This window comes from Collinsella sp. CLA-ER-H11 (genome assembly GCF_040092445.1).
In the GTDB taxonomy this organism is placed as follows: domain Bacteria; phylum Actinomycetota; class Coriobacteriia; order Coriobacteriales; family Coriobacteriaceae; genus Collinsella.
The window spans coordinates 18,144-41,337 of sequence record NZ_JBBNLN010000001.1 but is presented as its reverse complement, the minus strand read 5'-3'; the positions used below and the strand labels follow the sequence as shown (position 1 = coordinate 41,337).

18 protein-coding genes and 1 tRNA gene are annotated in these 23,194 nt (G+C 58.1%); 18 read left to right on the top strand and 1 reads right to left on the bottom strand.

All coding sequences use genetic code 11. The annotated features are described in order from the left end of the window. Window positions 1-159: 159 nt before the first annotated feature. The 3 genes from AAAX35_RS00170 (at window position 160) to AAAX35_RS00160 (ending at window position 2,602) form a co-directional block, all read left to right on the top strand. Complete coding sequence (locus tag AAAX35_RS00170; RefSeq protein ID WP_349116339.1) at window positions 160-1,242, top strand: AAA family ATPase; 1,083 nt, start codon at window positions 160-162, stop codon at window positions 1,240-1,242. 209 nt (window positions 1,243-1,451) lie between these two features. After that, window positions 1,452-1,542, top strand: a tRNA-Ser gene (locus tag AAAX35_RS00165). Between the two features lie 562 nt (window positions 1,543-2,104). Continuing rightward, entirely contained in the window at window positions 2,105-2,602 is a 498-nt protein-coding gene (locus AAAX35_RS00160) for a hypothetical protein (RefSeq protein ID WP_349116338.1), read from the top strand. Between the two features lie 161 nt (window positions 2,603-2,763). On the opposite strand, the gene AAAX35_RS00155 is transcribed toward AAAX35_RS00160, so the two are convergent. Then, window positions 2,764-4,104: a D-alanyl-D-alanine carboxypeptidase family protein gene (locus tag AAAX35_RS00155; protein ID WP_349116337.1), complete on the bottom strand. Its 1,341-nt coding sequence runs from the start codon at window positions 4,102-4,104 to the stop codon at window positions 2,764-2,766. 197 nt (window positions 4,105-4,301) lie between these two features. Between AAAX35_RS00155 and AAAX35_RS00150 the strand changes: the two genes are divergently transcribed. The 15 genes from AAAX35_RS00150 (at window position 4,302) to AAAX35_RS00080 (ending at window position 23,143) form a co-directional block, all read left to right on the top strand. After that, a complete protein-coding gene (locus AAAX35_RS00150) occupies window positions 4,302-4,997 on the top strand; it encodes a response regulator transcription factor (RefSeq protein ID WP_250786886.1) in 696 nt (231 codons plus the stop codon). 26 nt (window positions 4,998-5,023) lie between these two features. Further along, window positions 5,024-6,262 carry an ATP-binding protein gene (locus AAAX35_RS00145; protein WP_349116336.1) on the top strand — a complete coding sequence of 413 codons (1,239 nt, stop codon included), beginning with the start codon at window positions 5,024-5,026 and terminating at the stop codon, window positions 6,260-6,262. A gap of 103 nt (window positions 6,263-6,365) precedes the next feature. Then, complete coding sequence (gene pstB / locus AAAX35_RS00140) at window positions 6,366-7,241, top strand: phosphate ABC transporter ATP-binding protein PstB (protein ID WP_349116335.1); 876 nt, start codon at window positions 6,366-6,368, stop codon at window positions 7,239-7,241. 64 nt (window positions 7,242-7,305) lie between these two features. Beyond that, window positions 7,306-8,034 carry a response regulator transcription factor gene (locus tag AAAX35_RS00135; protein WP_117770432.1) on the top strand — a complete coding sequence of 243 codons (729 nt, stop codon included), beginning with the start codon at window positions 7,306-7,308 and terminating at the stop codon, window positions 8,032-8,034. 3 nt (window positions 8,035-8,037) lie between these two features. Further along, window positions 8,038-9,462, top strand: coding sequence for an ATP-binding protein (locus AAAX35_RS00130; protein ID WP_342995928.1), 1,425 nt, complete (start codon window positions 8,038-8,040; stop codon window positions 9,460-9,462). Between the two features lie 195 nt (window positions 9,463-9,657). Then, entirely contained in the window at window positions 9,658-10,314 is a 657-nt protein-coding gene (locus AAAX35_RS00125) for a Wzz/FepE/Etk N-terminal domain-containing protein (protein WP_349116334.1), read from the top strand. A gap of 2 nt (window positions 10,315-10,316) precedes the next feature. Next, on the top strand, window positions 10,317-11,054 hold the full coding sequence (locus AAAX35_RS00120) for a CpsD/CapB family tyrosine-protein kinase (protein WP_055309657.1): 738 nt from the start codon (window positions 10,317-10,319) through the stop codon (window positions 11,052-11,054). Window positions 11,055-11,071: 17 nt separating this feature from the next. After that, complete coding sequence (locus tag AAAX35_RS00115) at window positions 11,072-11,722, top strand: CpsB/CapC family capsule biosynthesis tyrosine phosphatase (protein WP_022094060.1); 651 nt, start codon at window positions 11,072-11,074, stop codon at window positions 11,720-11,722. 39 nt (window positions 11,723-11,761) lie between these two features. Beyond that, window positions 11,762-12,262: a GNAT family N-acetyltransferase gene (locus AAAX35_RS00110; protein WP_349116333.1), complete on the top strand. Its 501-nt coding sequence runs from the start codon at window positions 11,762-11,764 to the stop codon at window positions 12,260-12,262. 202 nt (window positions 12,263-12,464) lie between these two features. Then, window positions 12,465-14,489, top strand: a complete 2,025-nt coding sequence (gene htpG, locus AAAX35_RS00105; protein WP_055309659.1) for a molecular chaperone HtpG — start codon at window positions 12,465-12,467, stop codon at window positions 14,487-14,489. Window positions 14,490-14,803: 314 nt separating this feature from the next. After that, window positions 14,804-17,569 carry a YhgE/Pip domain-containing protein gene (locus AAAX35_RS00100; protein ID WP_349116332.1) on the top strand — a complete coding sequence of 922 codons (2,766 nt, stop codon included), beginning with the start codon at window positions 14,804-14,806 and terminating at the stop codon, window positions 17,567-17,569. Beyond that, window positions 17,570-19,759 (top strand): YhgE/Pip domain-containing protein, encoded by a 2,190-nt coding sequence (locus tag AAAX35_RS00095; RefSeq protein ID WP_117790208.1) that lies wholly within the window; start codon window positions 17,570-17,572, stop codon window positions 19,757-19,759. 201 nt (window positions 19,760-19,960) lie between these two features. Next, window positions 19,961-20,932, top strand: coding sequence for a DMT family transporter (locus AAAX35_RS00090; protein WP_349116331.1), 972 nt, complete (start codon window positions 19,961-19,963; stop codon window positions 20,930-20,932). Window positions 20,933-21,060: 128 nt separating this feature from the next. Beyond that, window positions 21,061-22,359, top strand: a complete 1,299-nt coding sequence (locus tag AAAX35_RS00085; protein WP_349116330.1) for a M20 family metallopeptidase — start codon at window positions 21,061-21,063, stop codon at window positions 22,357-22,359. 40 nt (window positions 22,360-22,399) lie between these two features. Next, window positions 22,400-23,143: an MFS transporter gene (locus AAAX35_RS00080; protein ID WP_349116329.1), complete on the top strand. Its 744-nt coding sequence runs from the start codon at window positions 22,400-22,402 to the stop codon at window positions 23,141-23,143. Window positions 23,144-23,194 lie beyond the last annotated feature (51 nt).

Here is a 23,194-nt window from a genome sequence, read left to right as displayed (position 1 = left end):
CGATATAGAGGGGCCGCACCGCGCTATTTGTATCGGCGCGGGCGGGAGGACCCGGCAGGATCGGTAAGGCATAAAGCCGCCGAGCCTGCTAAAACTGTTAAACTCTGCTAAAGTTGCTAAACTTTGTTAAAGTTGTTAAAACTAGCAGAGGAGGGCAGAATGACGAAAGCTGTTAACCCCTTTAAGCCAACGGCGGGCATGAATCCGCCTGAGCTTATCGGACGGGACACTGTTTTGGATGACTTTGCCGAGGCTCTTGAGAATGGTCCTGGTGCCCCCGATCGACTCATGCGCATCTCGGGCGTCCGAGGCACAGGTAAAACGGTGCTCCTTAATGCATTGGGTGACCTTGCACGCAAAAAAGGATTCGAGGTCGTTGACGTTGCCTCCAATGCTGGTTTTTGCAATAGAATCCTCGAGGCTCTGCAGCGAAACATTCGTCTTGAATCAATCTCGATTTCCCCATCGATTTTAGGGGTCAGCCTTGGCTCCATGGAGATGTCGAAGTCGGCCTCTCATCTGGGCGAGGCGATGTACGATGCTGCGAAGCGCGGTGGTCTGCTCATTACGCTCGACGAGATCCAGGATGCCTCAACTGAGGAAATGCGCGAGCTAGGCAATGAGATACAGCTCTTGATCCGCCAAGGAGCGAATGTCGCTTTCGCTTTCGCCGGGCTGCCGACATCGGTAGATGGCGTGGTGGTGGATGATACGTTGACGTTCCTTCAGCGAGCCAAACATGTTGAACTTACTCGGCTTTCCGATTTTGAAGTTGGCGGATCGTTTGAGGATACGATGAGACGAGCGGGCAAGGAGCTCGACAAAGGTGCCGCTGAGCTATTAACAAAAGCTTCGGCAGGCTATCCCTTTATGGTCCAGCTGGTCGGATATTACGCTTGGCAGGTTGCTGCGCGCAGTGGGGCGGAGAGCGTGAGCGAAGAGGCGGCTCGTAAGGGTATCCAGGCGGCTCTTGATAGCTTTAATGCTATGGTGATTGCCCCAGCGCTGCGCAGGGTGTCGGAACGGCAGTTTCAGTATCTCGCGGCGATGGCTCAATGCGAGGGCGTCGATATCGCCAACGGCGATATCGCCAAGAAGATGGGTTTGTCGGCGAACAAAGTTGGGTCATATCGCAAGCGTCTGATCGATGCGGGGTTGATTGAGCCCGCGGGCTATGGCTGTGTTTCGTTTGCAATTCCGTACATGCGCGATTATCTGTTGGAGACCGTTCGAGAGAACTAATAAAGAATGGGCTGTCCGCGCTGTCGCTGGGGCTGTCCTTGTATCTTTGTCTCAATCTGTAACATCTGGAGGGGATTACGGCCTGCAGATGTTACAGATTGAGATGATTGACTGAGACGTTTACTGGTAAAAGAGAGGTAAAAGAGGAAACGCCTCAAAATTCCCCTTGCCCAACTTCGGCTGTTTGGTTACTATAGAACGGCTGTTACGGAGAGCTGACCGAGAGGCCGAAGGTGCTCGCCTGCTAAGCGAGTATGCCCCAAAAGGGCATCTGGGGTTCGAATCCCCAGCTCTCCGCCAGTATGACTTTGAAGAAGGGTCCCATTTGGGGCCCTTTTTTATTATCAAGAATGGCGGCTGGGGATTAGAGTCCGAAAGGGCGTGAACATTAGGCAAACACGGGGCGCTTGAAAACGGGGAGACCCAGACGTGCTCGTGCACCCCGGTGTGGGGTTCCGAGGGGATGGAGTAGAAATATGGTAAAGGTCGGGCTGCGTAAGCCGAATCTAAAGACATCACTCAAGGCAAGAACGACCGGCAGAGCGAAGCGCGCGGTAAAGCGGGCGATAATCCCCGGCTATGGTAAGAAGGGCATGGGGTGGATCAAAAATCCGAAGAAGGCTGCTTACAATGCCGTATACAGCAGAACGACCGTCGGAGTTGGGGATGTCGCTCGCGCCGTTGCTAAATCAGGCGCTCCGAGCTGAGGCGTCTCGGCGACAGTGATCCGACTCAACAGCAAGCGCCATGTTCCGTTGATTCTACATTCGATCGAAATGTCGCCGACTCCGGAAATTGGGAACAGCGTGGAGATGGGGAGGCTGCGGCTCGGCTAGAGCTTCAACGTAAAAACCGTGCCTATATGGAAGAAAACGGCATCGACGTGGAGATGTTTACCGAGGAAAAGGTCGCGGCGGACGCCTTGCGAACCATTGAGTCGGTATGCCCGTGCATGCTTAGGTTTGACCGAGGCATGAGCGAAGAGGAGCCAAGCATCAGCTTTTGCTCTCCAACAAAGACGGGGAAAATGCCCAAGAATGTCGTCGAGGCCCGCATTTACCATCAGGACGTGAAGCTATTGATGGATTCCCACGGCTTCGAATTGCCGGAGTATGGTGACAGCATCAATGTCACGATTAGTTATCTAGCTGATGGGCGCATAAATAAAGTCGATATCCATGGGTTCCATAATGGTCGCTCCGTTAGTGTCTCCATTCGCAGGCGGAGCGACGATCTTGTTATGACGAGTGCGGGCACCATCGGAGAAACGGGTGCCTGGCAATCGCTGTGTCCTGGGGCAGACCCCTCAGCTGGGGATCTTTTCAGGGCCTTGACCAAGGAGGTCGAAAGGATCTACTAGCATGCCCGGTGGACCCGTTTTCAAGGTCCGAAAAGACACAGCGAAGGTAAACGGCTAGCAATGTCGCTTTGGTGATTCTGACGCATCCCGTTTAAGAGGTATTCAAAAAGAGGCGCCCCGTTGGACGCCTCTCCAATCTCAAATGTAATGTTCCCCCAGCCCTACACCTCGGGTGCCTTGGCTACGGTCTCGCTTTCTGCCGTAAGTGGGCGGTTGTCGATGCGGCGGCCCAGGCGGTCGAGTTTTACAAGGAGCCACTCAATGGGATTCGGCCCCGAGCCTTCCTCGTCGGCAACCAAATCCATGACGGCGATCTTGGTGTCGCCTTGCTTGAGCGTGACACTACCCACCTTGTCGCCCACATGTACCGTGCCCGAAAGATCATCGTAGCTAACCTTTTCGGTCACCTCGCCGGCAAGGGAAAACACGGTCGCTTGCGCCGTAGGATCGGCGAGTGTGGCGTCGATTGTCTTATCCGTCCAGTCGGTTTGGCCAACGCGCGCCATAAGCGGGTTGCCGTTGGCGGTCTTTTCCTGCGTGTTGGCGATTGCGACCGTCACCTTGTGGCCGTAGTACCAGTTGGCAAGGGTGGCGGTATCGGTAAAGCGCTGATCGGTGGTGGTGGAGTTCAAAATAACGGTGTAGATCTCGTCGCCGTCGCGGTTGTAGGCGCTCGTAAAGCAATAGCCCGCGTCGTCGGTGGTGCCGGTCTTGCCGCCGATGTTGCCATCTTGGCCCAGCAAATAGTTATGCGTGTCCATGGAATGCGAATGGTCGGTGCCGTCGGCGCCCGTGACCTCGATCCAGGAATCCTCGCTCGCTACGACCTCGCGGATCGTGTCGTTTTTTATGGCCTCCTGCATCATCAGCGCCACGTCATGTGCGGTTGAGTGCATATCGCCAGCCCACTCATCAAAGTCCAGACCATGCGGGTTTTCAAAAAGCGTACCGGTACAGCCGAGCTTCTTAGCGCGCTCGTTCATGGCCTTCACAAAGGTGGCCTCGGCGTCTTTGGTCTTAGGGTCGATCTTCTTGCCCACATATTCGGCGAGCACGATGGCGGCGTCGTTGCCCGAGGGAATCATCAGGCCGCGCAGCGCCTGCTCCACGGTCAGCTTGTCGCCTTCGAGCAAGCCGGCGGTCGAATTGCCCACGGTGGCTGCAGCGTTGCTCACCGTGACCTTCTCGTCCATCTTGCAATTCTCGACGGTTAGGATTGCGGTCATGACCTTGGTGATCGAGGCAATTTTGACCTGCTCATCGGCGTCGCGGGCATAGTAGACGGTGCCGTCTTTGCCCATGACGAGGGCATTGGTCGCATCGATATCGGGCAGGTTTTCGGCCGTGATGCCGCGCGCATCGGCGGTTTTGCCGCAAACATTGTCGGTCGTGAGCACTTGGGCGCCGGCGACGGTGGGCACGCCAGCGGCAAGGGCGATAGCGCAGACAAAGCCGGCGGCAAGCTGGGCTGAGCGCTTTGCAAAAGAGGTGAGGGGCTTCACGGATTTCGCTTTCGACGGGATGGTCTCTTCTGGAACTAGAGTATATCGTTTGCCGGCGTCGGCGATCATCGCGTGCGTGCGTGGCCCACATCCGCTCCCGAACGGGCACAAGGGTGCTTAAGGCCGACTTAATCACCCACGCTTGTTGTGTGTGGCGTGCGTCGCCTCGGGCATAATGGAGCGCGAGAGGAGCACGCATGAACGAGCGCATACTGGTAGTTGATGACGAGAAGGCCATCGCCGACTTGGTTGGTATCTACCTTACAAAAGAGGGCTTTGATGTCCAGATTGCCTATAGCGGGGCCGATGCTGCCAAGGCAATCTTGGAGCAGGAGTTCGATTTGGCGCTGCTGGATGTCATGCTGCCCGATATCGATGGATTTGAGCTGCTGCGTACGATCCGTTCCAGCCATACCTATCCTGTGATCATGCTGACGGCGCGCGATGCCCAGCAAGACAAGATCGAGGGCCTTTCGCTTGGCGCGGACGATTACGTGGTTAAGCCGTTCCGTCCGCTGGAGCTCATCGCGCGCGTGCACGCTCAGCTTCGCCGCTACACCAGCTACGGTAGCCGTGCACAGGCGGCCGAGTCGCCGACCATTCAGCTCGACGGCTTGGAGATCAACCGCGACGCTCGTTCCGTGACGGTGGACGGTGCGCCGGTACGCCTCACACCCACCGAGTATTCAATCTTGCTGTATCTGGTCGAGCATCGCGGCAGCGTGGTGGCCGTGGAGGACCTGTTCCGTGCGGTGTGGAACGAGGATTTTATGCCCGGCTCCAACAATACGGTGATGGTGCACATTCGCCACTTGCGCGAAAAGATTGGCGACGACGCACAAAAGCCGCGCTTTATCAAAAACGTCTGGGGCGTCGGCTACATAATCGAATAACGCTTTTCGCTTGTGAGGATCTTGATATGACAAAAGACGATAGACAAGCGTTCGAGGTGCCCGATCGACTCTTTGAATACGTGAGGTCGGTCGTCGACAATCGCGCGCTTGCAACGGTGCTGCTCTTTTTGTTGACCCTGCTGCTGATTGGCATTGATAACATCGCTGGAATCTTGGCGGTGCTGCTTATCGGCTTTTTGCTGATCGATCGATTCGAAATCGTTCGCCGCTGCGTGGTGATTGGCGGCGCCGCGTGGGCCATGATGTTGGCGATTGGCGCCATGGCGCTCGGCGGCATCGAAGGGCCGGTGCTGTTCGATGCCGGCTTTGTATTCAACATGCTTGGCTTTGTGCTGGCGCTTGCCGCGTGCGTGCTGTTCTTTTGCGGCCGCGCCCTGTACTACCAGGGCTACGAACAGGGCGAGCAGCATGCCGATTGTATGCTGGCCGCTCGTATTCAAGATCGCCTGATCGATCACCCCGACACCTGGGACAACATCGACGGCGACTTCTTGGAGGTCGAGGGCGCCCTTAACCGCGTGCGTGACCGTGAGCGCAAGGTGCAGCAAGCTCTGCGTGACGAGTCGCATCGCAAGGACGATCTGGTCACGTACTTGGCACATGACCTGCGCACCCCGCTTGCCAGCGTGGTGGGCTATCTTTCGCTGCTGCAAGAGGCTCCCGAGCTGCCGGTTGAGCAACGTACGCACTTTACGGGCGTGGCGCTCGACAAGGCGCACCGGCTTGATGCGCTCATCGAAGAGTTCTTCGATATCACGCGCTTTGACTTCCACGATATCGTGCTCACGCGCGGCTATGTTGATCTGGGGTTGCTGCTGGCTCAGGTGGCTGACGAGTTCTATCCCATCCTCAACGAGCAGCATAAGGAAGCCCAAGTTGATATTCGCGAGGACCTGACGGTGCTCGTGGATGGCGACAAGATGGCCCGCGTGTTTAACAACATCATGAAAAACGCCGTCGCCTATAGCTACGAGGGCTCCACTATCACGATTGAGGCTAGGCGCCAAGACGATGACGGCGTGCGCGTGCGCTTTATCAATCAGGGCGATCCTATCCCTGCTGCTAAGCTCAAGGTGATCTTTGAGAAGTTCTATCGCCTAGATGCGGCGCGTGCGACCAATCGCGGTGGTGCCGGTCTGGGCCTTGCTATTGCCAAGGAGATCATCGCGGCACACGGCGGTACCGTTGCATGTGAATCGACGCCCGAACACACGATATTCACCATCGAGCTGCCCGCCGCATAGCCAGCGTGCCCTTACAAACACTTGACAATGCGCTCACGTGCATATGAGCCGCGATTTCTACTATCGATACTGCTGAATTGATATCGATGTGGAGGTATGCGGTATGACGGCTGCTGCGGCTGTGGAGCCCACGGAGCTTGAAGAACTCATGAAAGCGCAGGCCGAGGCCGCGCACGAGCGCGAGGTTGGGGATGCGACTCGCCCCACGGCAGAGGATCTTGCCGCCTCGCCGACGCGCATCGACGTCGAGGGCCTCGACCTGTTCTATGGCGACCATCATGCGCTCAAGGACGTGAATATCAAGATCCGCGACAAGCAGATCACCTCGTTCATCGGGCCTTCGGGCTGCGGAAAGTCCACGTTGCTGCGCTGCTTTAACCGCATGAACGACGGCATCAAGGATTGCCGCATCGAGGGCAAAATTGCGCTCGATGGTCAAGATATCCTGGGCGATTACGACATCTGCCGTTTGCGCCAGCGCGTGGGCATGGTGTTCCAGCGCCCCAACCCGTTTCCCATGAGCATCTACGACAACGTCGCGTATGGTCCGCGCGGCATGGGCGTGCGCGATCGCGCCGTGCTCGACGAGCTGGTCGAAGACTCCCTGCGTCGCGCCGCCCTGTGGGACGAGGTCAAGGACAAGCTCAAAGAATCGGGTCTGGGTCTTTCGGGTGGACAGCAGCAGCGCCTGTGCATCGCCCGTGCGCTGGCCGTGCAGCCCGACATTCTGCTGATGGACGAACCGACCTCGGCGCTCGATCCCGTATCGACGCTGGTGGTGGAGCAGCTGGCCTGCGAGCTCAGGGAGACCTGCACGCTGGTGGTCGTTACGCACAACATGCAGCAGGCTGCGCGCATCTCCGACTCGGTCGCGTTCTTTTTGCTGGGCGAGCTGGTGGAGCATGCGCCCACTGCCCGGCTCTTCAAAAACCCGATCGATCCGCGCACGGCGGATTATTTGACGGGCCGTTTTGGCTGATACCATCTAGTACAGGCACCTTTAGGGTTAAGATGCGGTCATGTCGGCCGCAAAGGGGTTCAACATGATCTATTACGTCGAGGACGATGACAACATCAGGGATTTGACGGTCTATGCGCTGCATAAGCAGGGAATCGAGGCCGAGGGCTTTTCGTGCGACGGCGAGTTTAAGGCTGCCGTGGCGCGACGGGTACCCGATGCCGTGCTGCTCGATATCATGCTGCCCGATACCGATGGCTTGGCGATTATGCGTCGCCTGCGTGCCGATCGCCTGACGGCGACGGTGCCCATCATGATGCTTACCGCCAAGGATACCGAGCTCGACAAGGTGATGGCGCTCGATGGCGGTGCTGACGATTACCTGACTAAGCCGTTTTCGCTCATGGAGCTCGCCAGCCGCTGCCGCGCACTGCTGCGTCGCGGCGGCATGGTCAAGCAGGCGAGCGATGTGCTCAGCGTGGGCGACATCGTGCTCTCGCCCAGCCATCGCGAGGTGACCGTTGCCGGCGAGCCGCTTAAGCTCACCCTGCGCGAGTTCGACTTGCTCGAGTACCTCATGCGCAAGCCCGGCGTGGTTTTTACCCGCGAGTCGTTGCTGCAGAGCGTGTGGGGCTGGGACTTCGACGGCGGTTCGCGCACCGTTGACGTGCACGTGCAGACGCTTCGCCAAAAACTGGGCGAGCATGCCAGCGCCATCGAGACCGTGCGCGGCGTGGGCTACCGCTTGGCCGAGCCTTCTGCCGGCGATGGTGCCGAAGGTGACGACACCGCGGCCACCGCATCGGAGGAGTAACCCGTGGTCTTCGCCCCCCAGGGAAAACATACGCTGTCGCACCGCGTTTTTGTGACGATCTTTGTCTGTGCCATGGCGGTTATCGTGGCGTTTACGGTGCTGGGTGCGTTCTTTGTGCAAAACACCTTGGCGGATGCCACGAGTGCCAACCTGGCGCAGGAAACCGAGCTCATTGCTGCCGCCCTCGACGAGCAGCAGGAGCCCATCCCGTTCTTGCGTAGCCTCGATCGTGAGGACTTGCGCATCACGCTGATTAACAAGGATGGATCGGTTGCCTACGACAACGAGGCGTCGCCTTCCACACTGCCCAACCACGGCGATCGCCCCGAGGTCATCGAGGCCTTTGAGAATGGTTCGGGTTCCGCGGAGCGCGCAAGCTCTACGCTCGATGAGATTATGCTGTATCGCGCCGTCGCCCTTGATAACGGCCAGGTTGTCCGCTTGGCGCAGGCCCAGCCTGGCGTTGCGGCGATTTTGCTGTCGATGGTGGCGCCGATGCTGCTTATCGCAGCAGCGGGTGCGGTGCTCTCGTTTTTTATGGCGCGCCGCGAGTCCCGTGCCATCATCGCTCCGTTGCAAGAGGTGGATTTGGACCACCCACGCCGTAGCTATGAGCACGCCTATGCCGAGATGGTCCCCATGCTTGAGCGTATCGAGTCGCAGCGCCAGGAACTCAAGCGCCAAATGGCGGTGCTAGCGGACAACGACCGTATGCGCCGCGAGTTCACGGCGAATATCACCCATGAGCTCAAGACTCCGCTTACGGCGATTTCGGGCTATGCCGAGCTCATCGCAAACGGCATGGTCGAGGGCGAGGACGACCTGCGCAACTTTGGCGGTCGCATCTATCGTGAGGCGGGCCGTTTGGCGGCGCTTGTCAACGACATCCTTACGCTGTCTAACTTGGACGAGGCCGAGCGTGCAACTGAGGGCGAGGCGGTGCCCATTGGGTCCACGGAGCCTATTGAGCTCTCGCGTGCCATCTACGCGGTTGAGCAGCGTCTTGAACAGGTCGCCCGTCAGGCGAATGTGACGATCAGTCATGAGACCAAGCCTGTGGTCATCGAAGGCGTGTCGCGCTTGATCGACGAGCTCATCTATAATCTGGCAAGCAACGCCATCCGCTACAATCGACCCGGCGGTACGGTTACGCTGCAGTGCGGCACCAACGACGAAGGCCATCCGTTCCTCGCGGTCGCCGACACGGGAATCGGTATCGCGCCTGAAGAACAGGGCAAGGTATTTGAGCGGTTCTATCGCGTGGACAAGAGTAGGTCCAAGGCACGCGGCGGAACCGGTCTGGGGCTTGCCATTGTCAAGCATGCGGCCCTGTATCATCACGCCACGCTCGATCTGTCGAGCGAGTTGGGCGTGGGAACCACCATTACGGTGACGTTTCCCATACAGCAGGACGAGCCATTCGCATAGCGATGCAACATAGATATTGATGTAGACGCCGCATTTGACTTTCGGGTGCGGCGTTGTTGTGCAATTTTACGATTGCTTCCGACATTTTTACAGGAGAGCCTGTTTCTTATGTATAGAGTTTGGCCTCGGTAAAAAGATGCGATAACATACGGACAGTTTTGTCAATCCGAACTGGGGAAATGAAAGGCAAGCTGCATGACCCTTCTCGAACTGTTCCAGCTGCTGAAGAAGCACCTTCAGCTGGTCATCACCCTTCCGGTGGTCTGCGCGATCGCCATGGGCATCGTGTCCTTCGTTGCGATGGACAACACCTATACCGCGACGACGAGCATGTACATTCTCGCCAAGACCGACGATAGCGGTCAGATGAGCTATAACGATCTCTCGGCGAGCCAGATGCTTTCCAACGATATTGCCACGCTGCTGGATAGCGATAGCGTTAAGAGCGGTGCTGCCAATGAGCTGGGCCTTGCTGACCTGGATGACTACAAGGTGTCTGTTTCCTCTGAGACCACCACGCGTGTCATTACGCTTTCGGTTACCGGCACCGATGCCAAGGAGACGGCTAAGGTCGCAAAGGCCATGGCCAGCTCGGTGAGTACGGTCGCTCAGAACGTCGGCGCTGCCCAGAGCATCAACGTTATCGACGAGGCTAAGACCCCCGAAGCCCCCAGCGGCCCCAAGCGCACGCTGTATATTGCCGTCGCGTTCCTCGCCGGTATCTTTATCGCAGTTGCCTATGTCGTTTTGGCAGACATGCTCAATACCCGCATCCGCGGTGCCGAAGAGGCAGAAGAGCTCCTGGGCATTCCCGTTGTTGGCCGAATTCCGGCTATGAAAGGTGGTAAATAGGCATGGCTAAGGCAAAGAACACCGATAAGCTCGTTGTACAGAATGCCGCCAAGACCCTTCTGGCCAACATCCGCTTTGCGAGTGTGGACGACCCCATTCGCACCATCACCGTTACCTCCTCGATTCCCAACGAGGGCAAGTCTACGGTTTCCATTAACCTTGCTCAGGCAATCGCCACGAGCGGCAAGTCCGTGCTCCTGGTCGAGGCCGATATGCGCCGCAGGTCCCTTTCCGATATGCTCGGCGTTCGTTCGCGCGGCGGACTCTATGCGGTCCTTTCCGAGCAGATCTCCATTGACCAGGCAATTGTCGAGACGGGTCAGAAGAACTTCTACTTCCTCGATGCCGAGCCGCACATTCCCAATCCTGCCGACATCATCGTCTCTCACCGCTTTGCCAAGTTGGTAAAGGCACTGTCCGCCAAGTTCCAGTACGTCATCTTTGATGCTCCCCCGGTCGGCACCTTCATCGATGCTGCCGAGATTGCCAGCCTGACCGACGGTACGCTGTTCGTGGTGCGCGAGGACTTCACCAAGCGCGAGGAGGCACTCAACGCTATCGGCCAGCTTAAGAAGTCCGAGAAGGTCAAGCTCATCGGTACCGTTATGAACTACTGCGAGACCGAGACCAGCGAGTACTACTACTCCTACTACACCAAGGACGGTAAGAAGGTGAAGAAGGGCTCCGACGATCAGGGGACTTCCAAAAAGGGCATCTTCACCAACCGAGCAAACGTTTAGTTGATTAAGGCTGACCTATGCGTGACATTCATTGCCATATCTTGCCGGGTGTAGACGACGGCGCCGCCGATCTCGATGAGAGCTTGGCGATGCTCGAGGCTGCCAAGCGGGCCGGTGTAACCAGAATCGTTTGCACTCCTCACTGCCGTGATCCCTATTTTGATTACGACAAGATGTGGGATGCCTTTGAGCTGCTGCGTGATAACGCTGACGGTTTTCCGCTCCAGATGGGCTTCGAGGTCAACCATCGAAAGCTCGTTGAGCTTGGTATCGATGCCGCGGAGCACTTGCATTTCGATGGAACCAACGAGTTTCTGCTCGAGCTTTCGACGCATGCCGATGCGTATGCGTTTAGAGAGTACGAGAACACGATTTACGATTTGCAGTGCCGTGGCTACCAGGTGATCATCGCTCATCCTGAGCGCTATCGTGCGGTTCAAAAGGATGTAAGCGTGGCGGAGCGCCTGGTCGATATGGGCTGCAAGCTGCAGGCTTCGGCGGACTTTATTGCCGGCGGTCGCTTTGGTCGCGAGAAAAAGCCGGCACAGCGCCTGTTCGATCAGAACCTGTACAGCTTCATCGCGAGCGATGCCCATAACGTGGGTCATTACGACTGCCTGGCGAAGGCTCGCGCGAAGTTTAGTGTGCGCGGAGCTCATTTTCGCTAATATCTGTCCCTAACGTTCGCATTGAATGAAAGGGCAGCCATGGATATCCAACTTAAGACGGGATGCTTTGATGACGCGGCGTTGGTGCGCCGCGTCGTTTTTATGGGCGAGCAGGGCTACGAGAATGAGTTCGACGCTATCGACGAGGATCCAAACTGCATTCATGTGACGCTCTATGTAGACGGCGAGCTTGCCGGTTGCTCGCGCGTGTTTCCCGAAGAGCTTGAGCGCGTGGCTGACGCAGAGGCCCCGGTGTTGCCGGCATGCGACATGGACGAAGGCGTTGCGGCGGGGGAGACCTACATTATGGGGCGCGTCGCCGTGCTGTCCACCATGCGCCGTCGCGGTCTGGCAAGCAAGATTGTCGAAGCCAGCGAAGCTGCTGCGTGCGATGCCGGCGCTAAGCTTATTAAGCTGCATGCGCAGGAATACGTGCTTCCGCTCTATGCAAAGGCGGGCTACACGCAAATTGCCCCGGTAGATTACGAAGACGAGGGCCAACCCCATGTCTGGATGGCCAAGCGCGTAGATGGCAGATAGGGACGTTCCTTTTCTGCCGGCAGTTGGGGACACTCCTTGGCAATTGACGCATTGGAGCGCTCAGACATACAGTTTTTCGATACCGTGTGTATATATGCGCGCTATTGGGTTATAAAATCTAAGTCTGAACATAGCAGGTCTGCAATGCGGCTCGGGCAACCGGGCCGTTTTTGCGGGCAGGGGTAGCGCGAAAGGACTGCACATGCGTCAATTTAAGACCGAGAGCAAAAAACTGCTCGACCTTATGATCAACTCCATCTACACCAATAAGGAAATCTTCCTGCGCGAGCTTATCTCTAACGCGAGCGACGCCGTCGACAAGCTCAACTTTAAGAGCCTGCAGGATCCGAGCGTCAAGATCGACCAGGGCGACCTGGCCATTCGCGTCTCCTTTGATAAAGACGCCCGCACCATTACCATCTCGGATAACGGCATTGGCATGACCGCCGAGGAGCTCGAGCGCAATCTGGGCACCATCGCCCATTCCGGCTCCGAGGAGTTTAAGACCGAGAACGCCGAGCAGCAGGGTTCGGATGTCGACATCATCGGCCAGTTTGGCGTGGGCTTCTACTCGGCTTTTATGGTCGCCAGCCACGTGAAGGTCGTCAGCCGCGCCTATGGCGAGGACACCGCTCACGTGTGGGAGTCTGATGGTCTTGAGGGTTACACCATCGAAGATGGCGAGCGCGCCGAGCACGGTACCGATGTCATCCTGACGCTGCGCGAGAACGAGAAGCTCGATGCCGACGGCGAGGCCGAGACCTACGATCGCTTCCTGACCGAGTGGGGTCTCAAGAGCCTGATTCAGCAGTACAGCAACTATGTGCGCTACCCGATTCAGATGATGGTGTCCAAGAGCCGCCAGAAACCCAAGCCCGAGGACGCCGGCGACGATTACAAGCCCGAGTACGAGGACTACCAGGAGCTCGAGACCGTCAACTCCATGACGCCGATCTGGAAGAAGCGCAGCTCCGATGTCGAGCAGAAGGACTACGACGAGTTCTACAAGTCTACGTTCCACGACTTTGACGATCCTGCGCGCACCATCAGCTTCCACGCCGAGGGCACGCTCGAGTACGACGCCCTGCTGTTTGTGCCGGGCCGCGCGCCGTTCGATCTGTACAGTAAGGACTACGAGAAGGGCCTGGCGCTCTACAGCTCCAACGTCCTGATCATGGAGAAGTGCGACGACCTGCTGCCCGACTACTACAACTTTGTCCGCGGCGTCGTGGATTCCGCCGACGTGTCGCTCAACATCTCGCGCGAGACGCTGCAGCAGAACCGTCAGCTCAAGGCCATCGCCAAGCGTGTGGAAAAGAAGATTACCGCCGACCTTGAGGATATGCGTGACAACGACCGCGAGGCCTACGAGAAGTTCTTTGAGAACTTTGGCCGCGGTCTTAAGTACGGCATCTACTCGAGCTATGGCATGAAGGCCGATGAGCTCGCCGACCTGTTGCTGTTCTGGTCTGCCAAGGAACAGAAGATGATTACCCTGGCCGAGTATGCCAAGGGCATGCCCGAGGATCAGAAGGCCATCTACTACGCCGCCGGCGACTCGCGCGAGCGCTTGGCCAAGATGCCCGTGGTAAAGGGCGTGCTCGACCGCGGCTATGACGTGCTGCTGCTGACGCAGGATGTGGATGAGTTCACGTTCCAGGCTATGCGTGAGTACGTTGCCGCCGATATGCCCAAGATCTACGAGGACGATGCTGCCCGCGAGGCTGCCGAGAAGGCTGTGGCCGACGGTGCCGAGCCCGAGGTCGAGGATCGTCATCTGGAGCTCAAGAACGTCGCGACCGGTGATCTTGACCTGGCGACCGAGGACGAGAAAAAGGAGGCCGAGGACGCCACCAAGGAAAACGAGGACCTCTTCAGCGCTATGAAGGAGGCGCTCGGTGACAAGGTCGAGAAAGTTGCCGTCTCCGCGCGCCTGACCGATGCCCCCGCTTGCATCACCACCGAGGGCCCACTTTCGCTCGAGATGGAGAAGGTGCTCCAGAAGGGACCCGAGGGCGCGCCCGACGGCATGCCCAAGAGTCAGCGCGTGCTCGAGCTCAACGCCAAGCACCCGGTCTTTGCCAAGCTCGTCGCTGCCCAGAAGGCAGGCGACGCCGACAAGATCAAGCAGTACTCCGGCCTGCTCTATGACCAGGCCCTGCTGGTCGAGGGTATTCTGCCCGAGGACCCCGTGGCCTTCGCGGCATCTGTTTGCAACTTGATGTAGTTCGGGGATACGGCACCGTAACTAGATTAGAACGAGAGTGGATAATCTCCCACTTTTGGCTCGAATGCGGGCTTGAAGTGGGAGATTTTCCACTCTCGTTTTCCTCCGTCCCCAAGGGATCAATTATTTGTCGGGGTTGTGGTTTTGTGACCTGCTGAAATTAAAGATACTGTACAACTGTACGTTAATTTGTCTTCGTAGTATATTGCTACCCGCAAAACTCAATACCATTGTGCTTTGAGACGCTAAAGCGCCTACGTACAATGGTTGTCGATAGTACGATTCGATTTAACGACAGGATGGATGGTCCAAGCGTGAGTCTCGGCAGCAAACTATCCAATGCAAAGGTGTCCTTTGCGATATTTAAGCGCGACATTAAGCGACTGCTTGTGAACCCCGTCGCCTTGGTGGTTACCCTTGGCGTGTGCGTTATTCCCTCGCTGTATGCCTGGTACAACATCGTGGCCAACTGGGATCCGTACGGAAACACCCAGGGTATCAAGATTGCCATCGCCAACAACGATCGGGGCACCCAAAACGACTTGGTGGGCGAGCTCAACGCGGGCGACCAGGTTGTCGATCAGCTCAAGGAGAACGATCAGCTGGGCTGGACGTTCGTCGGCTCGACGGCCGATGCCAAGGAGGGCGTCGAGAGCGGCGAGTACTATGCCGCTATCGTGATTCCCAAGAACTTCTCGGATAACCTGGTTTCGATGCTCGACGGCAACTACCATCAGCCCAAGCTCACGTACTACGTCAATGAGAAGAAGAGCGCCATTGCGCCCAAGGTTACCGATACCGGTGCAAACACCATCGAGGAGCAGATCAACTCGGAATTTGTCTCTACGGTAGGCAAGACTGTTGCCGGTATCGCCAAGGATGCCGGTGTCGATTTAAAGGACAAGGCAACCCAGACTCAGGACTCGCTGGCAAGTTCGGTGTCCGAGGCGTCCGACACCTTGGGCGAGGTGCGCGATTCGATTGGCGATATGAATGCCGCCATCGATAAGACGAGTGGCGCTATCGCCTCGGCTGATGCGGCACTTGCCGGCTTGCAAGGCCAGGCACCGTCGCTGACGCAGGCGATCTCCCAGGGCAACGACCTGCTGAGCGAAGCTCGCACCACGGCGGGCAACTCCATCACCTCGCTCTCCAAGGCGCTCTCGGAAGGCAGCCTTGCGCTCACCAAGACGTCGGCCTCTGCGAACGCTGCCATCGGCAAGCTGACGGGCGCGGTCACATCTACGACCACCCGTATCGACAACTCGCTCGAGTCTCTTCAAGCGACGATCGACCACAATAAGGCCGTTATCGGGCACTTGGAGATTCTCGCCAATGACACGTCGACAGGTTCCGAGGAAATTGACGCGCGCATTGTATCGACCATCGATTTGCTTCGAGAGCAGAATGAAAAGCTTCAGAGCATCAAGGACGGTCTGTCCGCGCAGTCGAGCGCCATGGCGAATGACGCAGCGGCTGTTTCGGGTGCCAGTGACGCTATCAATAACGCAATTCATACCGGTGCGACCAACCTTGGCCAAGCCCAGACGGACTTGGGCCAAAACGCGCTGCCGAAGGCCTCGAGCGCGCTCGACTCTTTTGCTGCCGTTTCGGGCGACCTGACCGGTATCGTCTCGGGTATGACACCTACACTTGCAAATGCGCGCGGCACGTTGGCGCAGCTTAGCGCTACGCTCGGCCAGGCCAAGACCACGCTGTCCCAGACCGATTCCTCGCTTGCCAAGGTCCAGGACAAGCTTGCAACCGCCGCCAATGACATCGCGGCGCTGCAGACCTCCGAGTCCATGGGCGAGCTGGCCGATCTGATGGGCGTCGATGTCAATGACGTGGCAGATTTCATGGCGTCTCCGGTTGAGTTGACGTCCAAGTCAATCTATCCGGTCAAGAGCTTTGGCTCGGGCATCGCTCCCTTCTACACCAATCTGGCGCTTTGGGTGGGCGGCTATGTGCTCATCGCCATTTACAAGCTCGAGGTCGACCGTGAAGGTGTTGGCAGCTTTACTGCGCGCCAAGGCTACTTTGGCCGCTGGTTGCTCATGGTGATCCTGGGCGCGTTGCAGGCCATCATCGTTACGGTAGGCGATCTGGTGATTGGCGTGCAGTGCGTCAGCCCGCTGCTGTTCGTGCTGGGCGGCATCGCCATTTCGTTCACCTACGTCAATATCATCTATGCGCTGTCCACCACGTTTAAGCATATCGGCAAGGCTATCGGCGTCATTCTCGTCATCGTGCAGATCCCGGGTTCGTCGGGCATGTACCCCATCGAGATGATGCCCGGCTTCTTCCAGTGGCTGCACCCGCTGCTGCCCTTTACCTACGGCATCAATCTGCTGCGCGAGACGGTCGGCGGCATGTATTCGTTCAACTACCTGTTTAACCTGTGCATTCTGGGCGTGTTCTTGATCGTGGCGCTCTTTATCGGCCTGCAGCTGCGTCCGCTGCTGCTCAACCTTAACCTGCTCTTTGATAAACAGCTCTCCACGACCGGTATGATGATTTGCGAGTCCAACGACCTGCCGCGCCAGCGCTACTCGCTGCGCACGGCCATGCGCGTCATGCTCGATTCCGATTCGTACCGTCGCGAACTGCTCGATCATGCGGTCGCCTTTGAACATCGCTACCCGTACTACATCAAGGGTGGTTTTGCCGCCGTGGTGGGCGTTCAGGTCCTGCTCTTTGTCCTGTCGACGGTTCTCGATATCGACAATAACGGCAAGATCATCCTGCTTGTCATTTGGATCATCTCGGTTATTGCCATCTGCGGCTGGCTTATCAATATCGAATATATCCGAGCGAGCCTCAATACCCAGATGCGCATCTCGGCGCTTTCGGATGAGGACCTGCGTCGCGAGATGCGCGAACACACGGCCGCCATTCCTGCCGCCCGCCACATGTTTGGCCTCAACGCCAGCGAGCGTGGTGCCAAGGGCGGCGATCAGTCCACGGGCCGCTTGCCGCATATCGGCTCGCACCATAAATCTCAGGGCAGCGACAGCACAGCCACAAATGATGGAGATACCACCGCGCTTGGCAAGCACTCCAAAGGAGGTGAGGCATAAATGAAGAACATCCTGCATCTGTTTAAGCGCGATGTCCAAAACGTGTCTCGCTCCGTGATCGGCTTGGTTGTCGTGATGGGCCTCATTATCGTACCGTGTCTGTACGCGTGGTTTAACATCGCCGGCAGCTGGGATCCGTACGGCAACACCGGCAATCTTAAGATCGCCGTGGTCAACACCGATGAGGGTTACGAGAGCGATTTGATCCCCGTCGAGGTTAACGTGGGCGAAAACGTGACCGCCACCCTACGCGGCAACGAGAGCTTCGATTGGGTTGTGCTCAACAATCGCGAAAAGGCTATCGAGGGCGTTAAGTCGGGCGCGTACTATGCTGCCGTCGTTATCCCCAAAACGTTTAGCGCTGACATGATGACGCTTTTCTCGACCGACGTGAAGCATGCCGATATCGAGTTCTACGAGAATCAGAAGGCCAACGCCATTGCGCAGATCGTGACCGAGAAGGGTTCGAGCGCCGTCCAGAGCCAGGTTAACAAAACTTTTACCGAGACCATTACGACGATCGGTCTTAAGACGGTGTCCAGCCTGCTCGATTACATGAGCACCGACCAGGTGGGTAACTTTATCGCCAACCTGTCCTCGACGCTCGGCGATTCGATTGAGGACCTGCGAGACGTTCGGGCAAATGCTTCGTCGCTGGCGGGCATTTTGAGCTCCACGTCCGATTCGCTGACGTCGGCGAGCGGCATGCTCAAGCAGACGGGCACGGTCGATGAGTCAACGAAGCAGCTGATGGAGCATGTCAAGAGCGGTATTAGCGATTCCAAGGAAGCGCTGAAGGACGCCAACGACGCCATCAATGCCGCGATTGACGGAAGCGCGGGCTCGTTTGACAACGTGTCCGCCGAGCTTGCGAAGGCATTTGATGCCGCGAATCAACATGTCGACCTTACAGTGTCCCAGCTCAACGATGCCGCGGCGGCGCTCAACACGCGTGCCGACGATATCGACGCCACGGCCGACCAGCTCCGCAGCTTTGCCGATCAGGTGACTGACGAAAAACTCCAGGACAGCCTCAAGTCTGTGGCAACATCGCTGAGCAGGATTGCTGTGGAGTATCGCAACAACGCCAAGGACTTGACGGCCACCGCGAAGTCTCTCTCTGACAGCATGGCAGAGGTTAATAAGTCGCGTGCCGAGGTCGATCAGGCAATCGCGGATGCCAAGGCTGGTATCTCGGGCGCCAAGACTGACTACGACTCTACGTTTTCGGCCAAGGCAAAGGAGCTCAAGAAGACCATCTCGGGCGTTTTGGATTCGCTGAACGGTATTTCGAACGATCTGGATAGTGCTGTTGCTGGCCTGACCGACGCATCCGGTTCGCTGGCAAAGGGCCTCTCCAAAGCTGCAAAGCTGGTCAACAAGGCTTCTGATCAGCTGGGCGAGGCGTCGGACAAGATCAGTGCGTTTAAGGACGAGCTCGACGGCGCCTTGATGTCGGATGACCTCGCTACGATCAAGACGATGATCGGCAATGATCCCGAGGGTCTGGCCGTGTCGCTTTCCGGCCCCGTCGCGCTCGATCGCAAGCCGGTCTATCCGATCCGCAACTACGGTTCGGCCATGGCACCGTTCTACACGATTCTGTCGCTCTGGGTGGGCTCGATTGTGCTGGCGGCCATGATGAAGGTCTCGGTTGACGATGAGCTTATCAACGAGCTCATCCCCGTGCGCCTGCACGAGATCTACCTGGGCCGCTACCTGTTCTTTGGCGGTCTGGCCCTGCTGCAGGCAACGCTCGTGTGTGCGGGCGACATCCTGTTCTTTGGCATCCAGTGCGACGACCCGCTGCAGTTTGTGCTGGCGGGCTGGGTCGCGAGTCTCGTGTTCTCCAATATCGTCTACACGCTTACGGTTTCGTTTGGCGATATCGGCAAGGCGCTCGCCGTCGTGCTGCTGGTCATGCAGGTCGGCGGTTCGGGCGGCACGTTCCCCATCGAGATGACCGGCCCCGTGTTCCAGGCGATCTATCCGTTCCTGCCGTTCACCCACGGCATCAACGCCATGCATGCCGCCATGGCCGGTGCGTACCACATGGAGTACTGGATTGAGCTAGGCATTCTGGCGAGCTATCTGATTCCGTCGCTGGCACTGGGCGTCGTCTTCCGCCGCCCGGTCATCAAAGCCAACGACTGGATCATCGAAAAACTGGAGTCAACCAAATTGATTTAGTTCAGCAACGTAAACGCCGTCGGAACATCGAGATCTTCCAACCCGATGCTTTAGCGTAGTGAATTGCACGGGCTGCTTGGTTGTTGCTACAGTAGCGGGGCGTGCCGGGGGTCCGGTGCGCCCTGCTTTTATTTGACCATGAGGCGGCACGCAGCCATGCGCGTGCGGACACCACGCCCAGATTGAGCGCGAGGATGCCCTATGGCCCAGCATGCCACTGACAATATCGAAATGATGCCCGATAGCCCTGTTGCTCGCGAGGACCTGGGCGCGGGCGGCACCTCCCGCGGCGCCGGCGCTCGCTCGCCGCTGTTCTGGAAAGTCCTGCTGCTTTCGGTGGCAGTCGTCTGGGGCTACTCCTTTACGACCATGAAGGACGCGCTCGACACCATTCCGGTGTTCGAACTGCTCTACGTGCGCTTTCTGCCTGCGGCGTTGGTCATGTTTTTCATCTTCCACAAGCGCATCATCGCGCACCTCAACGCCCGCAACCTTATCGTCGGACTTGGCATGGGCGCACTTATGTGGGCCGCCTACGCCCTGCAGACAGTCGGTCTGGCGCACACCACGGCGGGCAAGAATGCTTTTTTGACGGGCACGTATTGCATCGTTGTGCCGTTCGCGAGCTATTTTCTGAGCGGCGAAAAACTCACCCGCTATAACCTGGGCGCGGCGCTGCTGTGCTTGGCGGGCATTGGCTTGGTGGCGCTCGATAGCGTTGAATTCAACATCGGTGATGTCATTACGCTGGCGGGTGCGGTCTTTTTCGCCATCCAGATGGCGGTGACTGCCAAGTACGGTCGCAAAATGGACATCAACGTCATCACGTTTTGGATGTTTGTGGGCAACGGCGTGCTGAGCCTGGCAACGTCGCTGCTATTCGAGGCCCAAGCGCCTCTGTCCGTGTGGACGCCGAGCTTTATCAGCGCGATGGCGTTTCTCTCGGTTGGTTGCACATGCGCGGCTCTGCTCATCCAAAACGTCGGCCTGGCGCATGTCTCGGCCTCGACGGGCTCACTGCTCCTTTCGATGGAGTCGCCTTCGGGCGTGCTGTTCTCGGTGCTGCTGATGGGGGAGGCGCTCACCTCGCGCCTGCTCGCCGGCTTCGTCCTCATCTTCTTGTCGATCATCTTGAGCGAGACACATTTCGATTTTTTGCGCCGAAATAATTGAGCGCAATTGTAAACAACTTGTTGCGCCGCCCTCCTGGGGCGGCGTTTTTTATGTAACGCCCTTACAGTTATGCCTTGCACTTTAGACTATCAAAGTGTTTGCTGCACAAATAATACTGGAGGGCATCTATGGCACCAGCTCAGTCCAATCTTCAACCGCAACCAGCGCCCAAGGCCACCCAGGCAGCGCAAGCCGCTATCGGTGACGGTCTTGTTGCCGAGGCTCAAGCTTTTGCAGACAAACTTGCTGCGTGGCGCCACGACCTGCATCAGACGCCCGAGTTGGGTAATCGCCTTCCGCAAACCTCTGCGTATATCCAGGCACGTCTGACCGAGATGGGCATCCCGTTTGCCACGCTCGTCGACGGCTCCTGTGTTGTGGGCCTTATTGGTGCTGGTGCGGCCGTGGCGGCCCAGGGCAACGGTATGTGCACGGACGATCAGGCCGGCACGGTCATCATGCTCCGTGGCGACATGGACGCACTGCCCGTCGCGGAAGAGTCGGGCGAGCCTTTCGCCTCTGTCAACGGCTGCATGCATGCTTGCGGCCACGATATGCATGCGACGGCCCTGCTTGGTGCCGCCCACCTGCTCAAGGCCCGCGAGTCCGAGCTTGTCGACGCCAACGCCACAGTTAAGTTGTTGTTCCAGCCGGGCGAGGAAACCTTTGAGGGCGCCCGCGCCGCCATTGCCGACGGTCTGCTGCAGAATCCGCGTCCCCAGGCCGCCTTTGCCATGCATGTCAATAGCCAGTCGCCGCTTGGCCTGGTGCTCTACGGCAGCCCGGCGCTCTCGGGCGTGTACGGTTTTCGCATCACGCTTCAGGGCAAGGGCGGCCATGGCTCGAGCCCCGAGATCTGCATCGACCCCATCACGGCCGGCGTCCATGTGCATCTGGCGCTTCAGGAGCTCATCTCCCGCGAGGTGCCGGCGGCCAAGGAGGTCGCGCTTACCGTTGGCAAGTTCGCCGGCGGTCAGGCCGCAAATGTCATCCCCGACACTTGTGTGCTCGAGGGAACGCTGCGTGGCTTCGACGTCGAGCTCATGGAGCACCTCAAGACCCGCATCGCGGAGGTCGTTAAAGGCGTTGCCTCGACCTATCGTACGCCGGCGACTATCGAGACGCTCTCGGATGTTCCCCCGCTCGTACTCGATGACGATATGACTCAGGCTTCGCTTGGCTATGTGGGTGTGGCGCTGCCCAAGGCCGCCTTCCTGCCGCTGTTCCACGCCATGGCGAGCGAGGACTTCGCGTTGATTTCGAGCGAGATCCCGAGTGCGTACTTTACCGTGGGCGCTGCCGTGACTGATACGGACGAGCATTTTGCTCAGCATCATCCCAAGGCACGTTTTAGCGATGCTGAGCTTCCCCTTGGCGCCGCGGCTTATGCCGCCGTCGCTTTGGGCTACATCGCCGACCACCGGTAGCACCCAACCTTGCTACTCGTTTTTTTAAAAAAGGAACAGTATGTCCCAACAACGTAAGCTCTTCCCTGGTTGGCTCGTCGTGGCCTCCGGCTTTGTGATCATGGCCACGTGCTACACGATTTTCGTCAACTGCATGAGCCTGTTTCAGCCGCTGATCGTCAGCGACCTGGGCATTTCCCTTGCGCAGTACAACATCTCCAATGCGATCTCTACCGTGGTGAGCGTTATCGGCTCACTTGTCATTGGCCATGTTGCCGATAAAGTAAGCGGCCGTGTTTTGGGCTCCCTCACTGTAATCGCCACCTCTGCCGTGCTTGTCGGCATGAGCTTTGTGGGCGAGCTTTGGCAGGTCTACGTGCTCTTTGCCGTTTCGGGCTGCTTTGCCGTTGCCTCGACCCGACTGCTCATTAGCCTGGTGACCGCCAACTGGTTTACGGCCAAGCGAGGCCTTGCCATCTCCATCGCACTTTCGGGCTCGGGCTTTGGCGGCGCTATTCTGTCTCCCATCGTGAGCTCGCTTATCGTGAGCGTTGGCTGGCGTTCCGCCTTCCTGGTGCTCGCGGCTATCTGCATGCTGGCGGCGCTGCCCAGCCGCGTCCAAGCAGTTTGGTATGGCCGACCTGGGCAAGGTCACGGGTACCATTACCTCGCTCGAGATGGTCGGCGGCACCGTGGGCGCCATTGTCTCGGGCGTGCTCTTCGACGCCACGGCCTCTTTTGCGAGCACCTGGATTGTGTGCCTGGCGTGCTCGGTGGCTATGTTGGTGTTTCTGTTGGCGTCTGAGCCCATCGCCGCCAAGCTGCGTGCAAGCGTGGCGGGGGAGTAGACGTCCGT

Excerpts from the sequence above, each read along its gene's own strand:
- AAAX35_RS00090 (WP_349116331.1), top strand. The coding sequence starts at position 19,961 with ATGGCCCAGCATGCCACTGACAATATCGAAATGATGCCCGATAGCCCT.
- AAAX35_RS00115 (WP_022094060.1), top strand. The coding sequence starts at position 11,072 with ATGCGTGACATTCATTGCCATATCTTGCCGGGTGTAGACGACGGCGCC.
- AAAX35_RS00145 (WP_349116336.1), top strand. The coding sequence starts at position 5,024 with ATGACAAAAGACGATAGACAAGCGTTCGAGGTGCCCGATCGACTCTTT.
- AAAX35_RS00120 (WP_055309657.1), top strand. The coding sequence starts at position 10,317 with ATGGCTAAGGCAAAGAACACCGATAAGCTCGTTGTACAGAATGCCGCC.
- pstB (WP_349116335.1), top strand. The coding sequence starts at position 6,366 with ATGACGGCTGCTGCGGCTGTGGAGCCCACGGAGCTTGAAGAACTCATG.
- AAAX35_RS00150 (WP_250786886.1), top strand. The coding sequence starts at position 4,302 with ATGAACGAGCGCATACTGGTAGTTGATGACGAGAAGGCCATCGCCGAC.
- AAAX35_RS00085 (WP_349116330.1), top strand. The coding sequence starts at position 21,061 with ATGGCACCAGCTCAGTCCAATCTTCAACCGCAACCAGCGCCCAAGGCC.
- AAAX35_RS00135 (WP_117770432.1), top strand. The coding sequence starts at position 7,306 with ATGATCTATTACGTCGAGGACGATGACAACATCAGGGATTTGACGGTC.
- AAAX35_RS00110 (WP_349116333.1), top strand. The coding sequence starts at position 11,762 with ATGGATATCCAACTTAAGACGGGATGCTTTGATGACGCGGCGTTGGTG.
- AAAX35_RS00095 (WP_117790208.1), top strand. The coding sequence starts at position 17,570 with ATGAAGAACATCCTGCATCTGTTTAAGCGCGATGTCCAAAACGTGTCT.
- AAAX35_RS00080 (WP_349116329.1), top strand. The coding sequence starts at position 22,400 with ATGTCCCAACAACGTAAGCTCTTCCCTGGTTGGCTCGTCGTGGCCTCC.
- htpG (WP_055309659.1), top strand. The coding sequence starts at position 12,465 with ATGCGTCAATTTAAGACCGAGAGCAAAAAACTGCTCGACCTTATGATC.
- AAAX35_RS00160 (WP_349116338.1), top strand. The coding sequence starts at position 2,105 with ATGGAAGAAAACGGCATCGACGTGGAGATGTTTACCGAGGAAAAGGTC.
- AAAX35_RS00170 (WP_349116339.1), top strand. The coding sequence starts at position 160 with ATGACGAAAGCTGTTAACCCCTTTAAGCCAACGGCGGGCATGAATCCG.
- AAAX35_RS00125 (WP_349116334.1), top strand. The coding sequence starts at position 9,658 with ATGACCCTTCTCGAACTGTTCCAGCTGCTGAAGAAGCACCTTCAGCTG.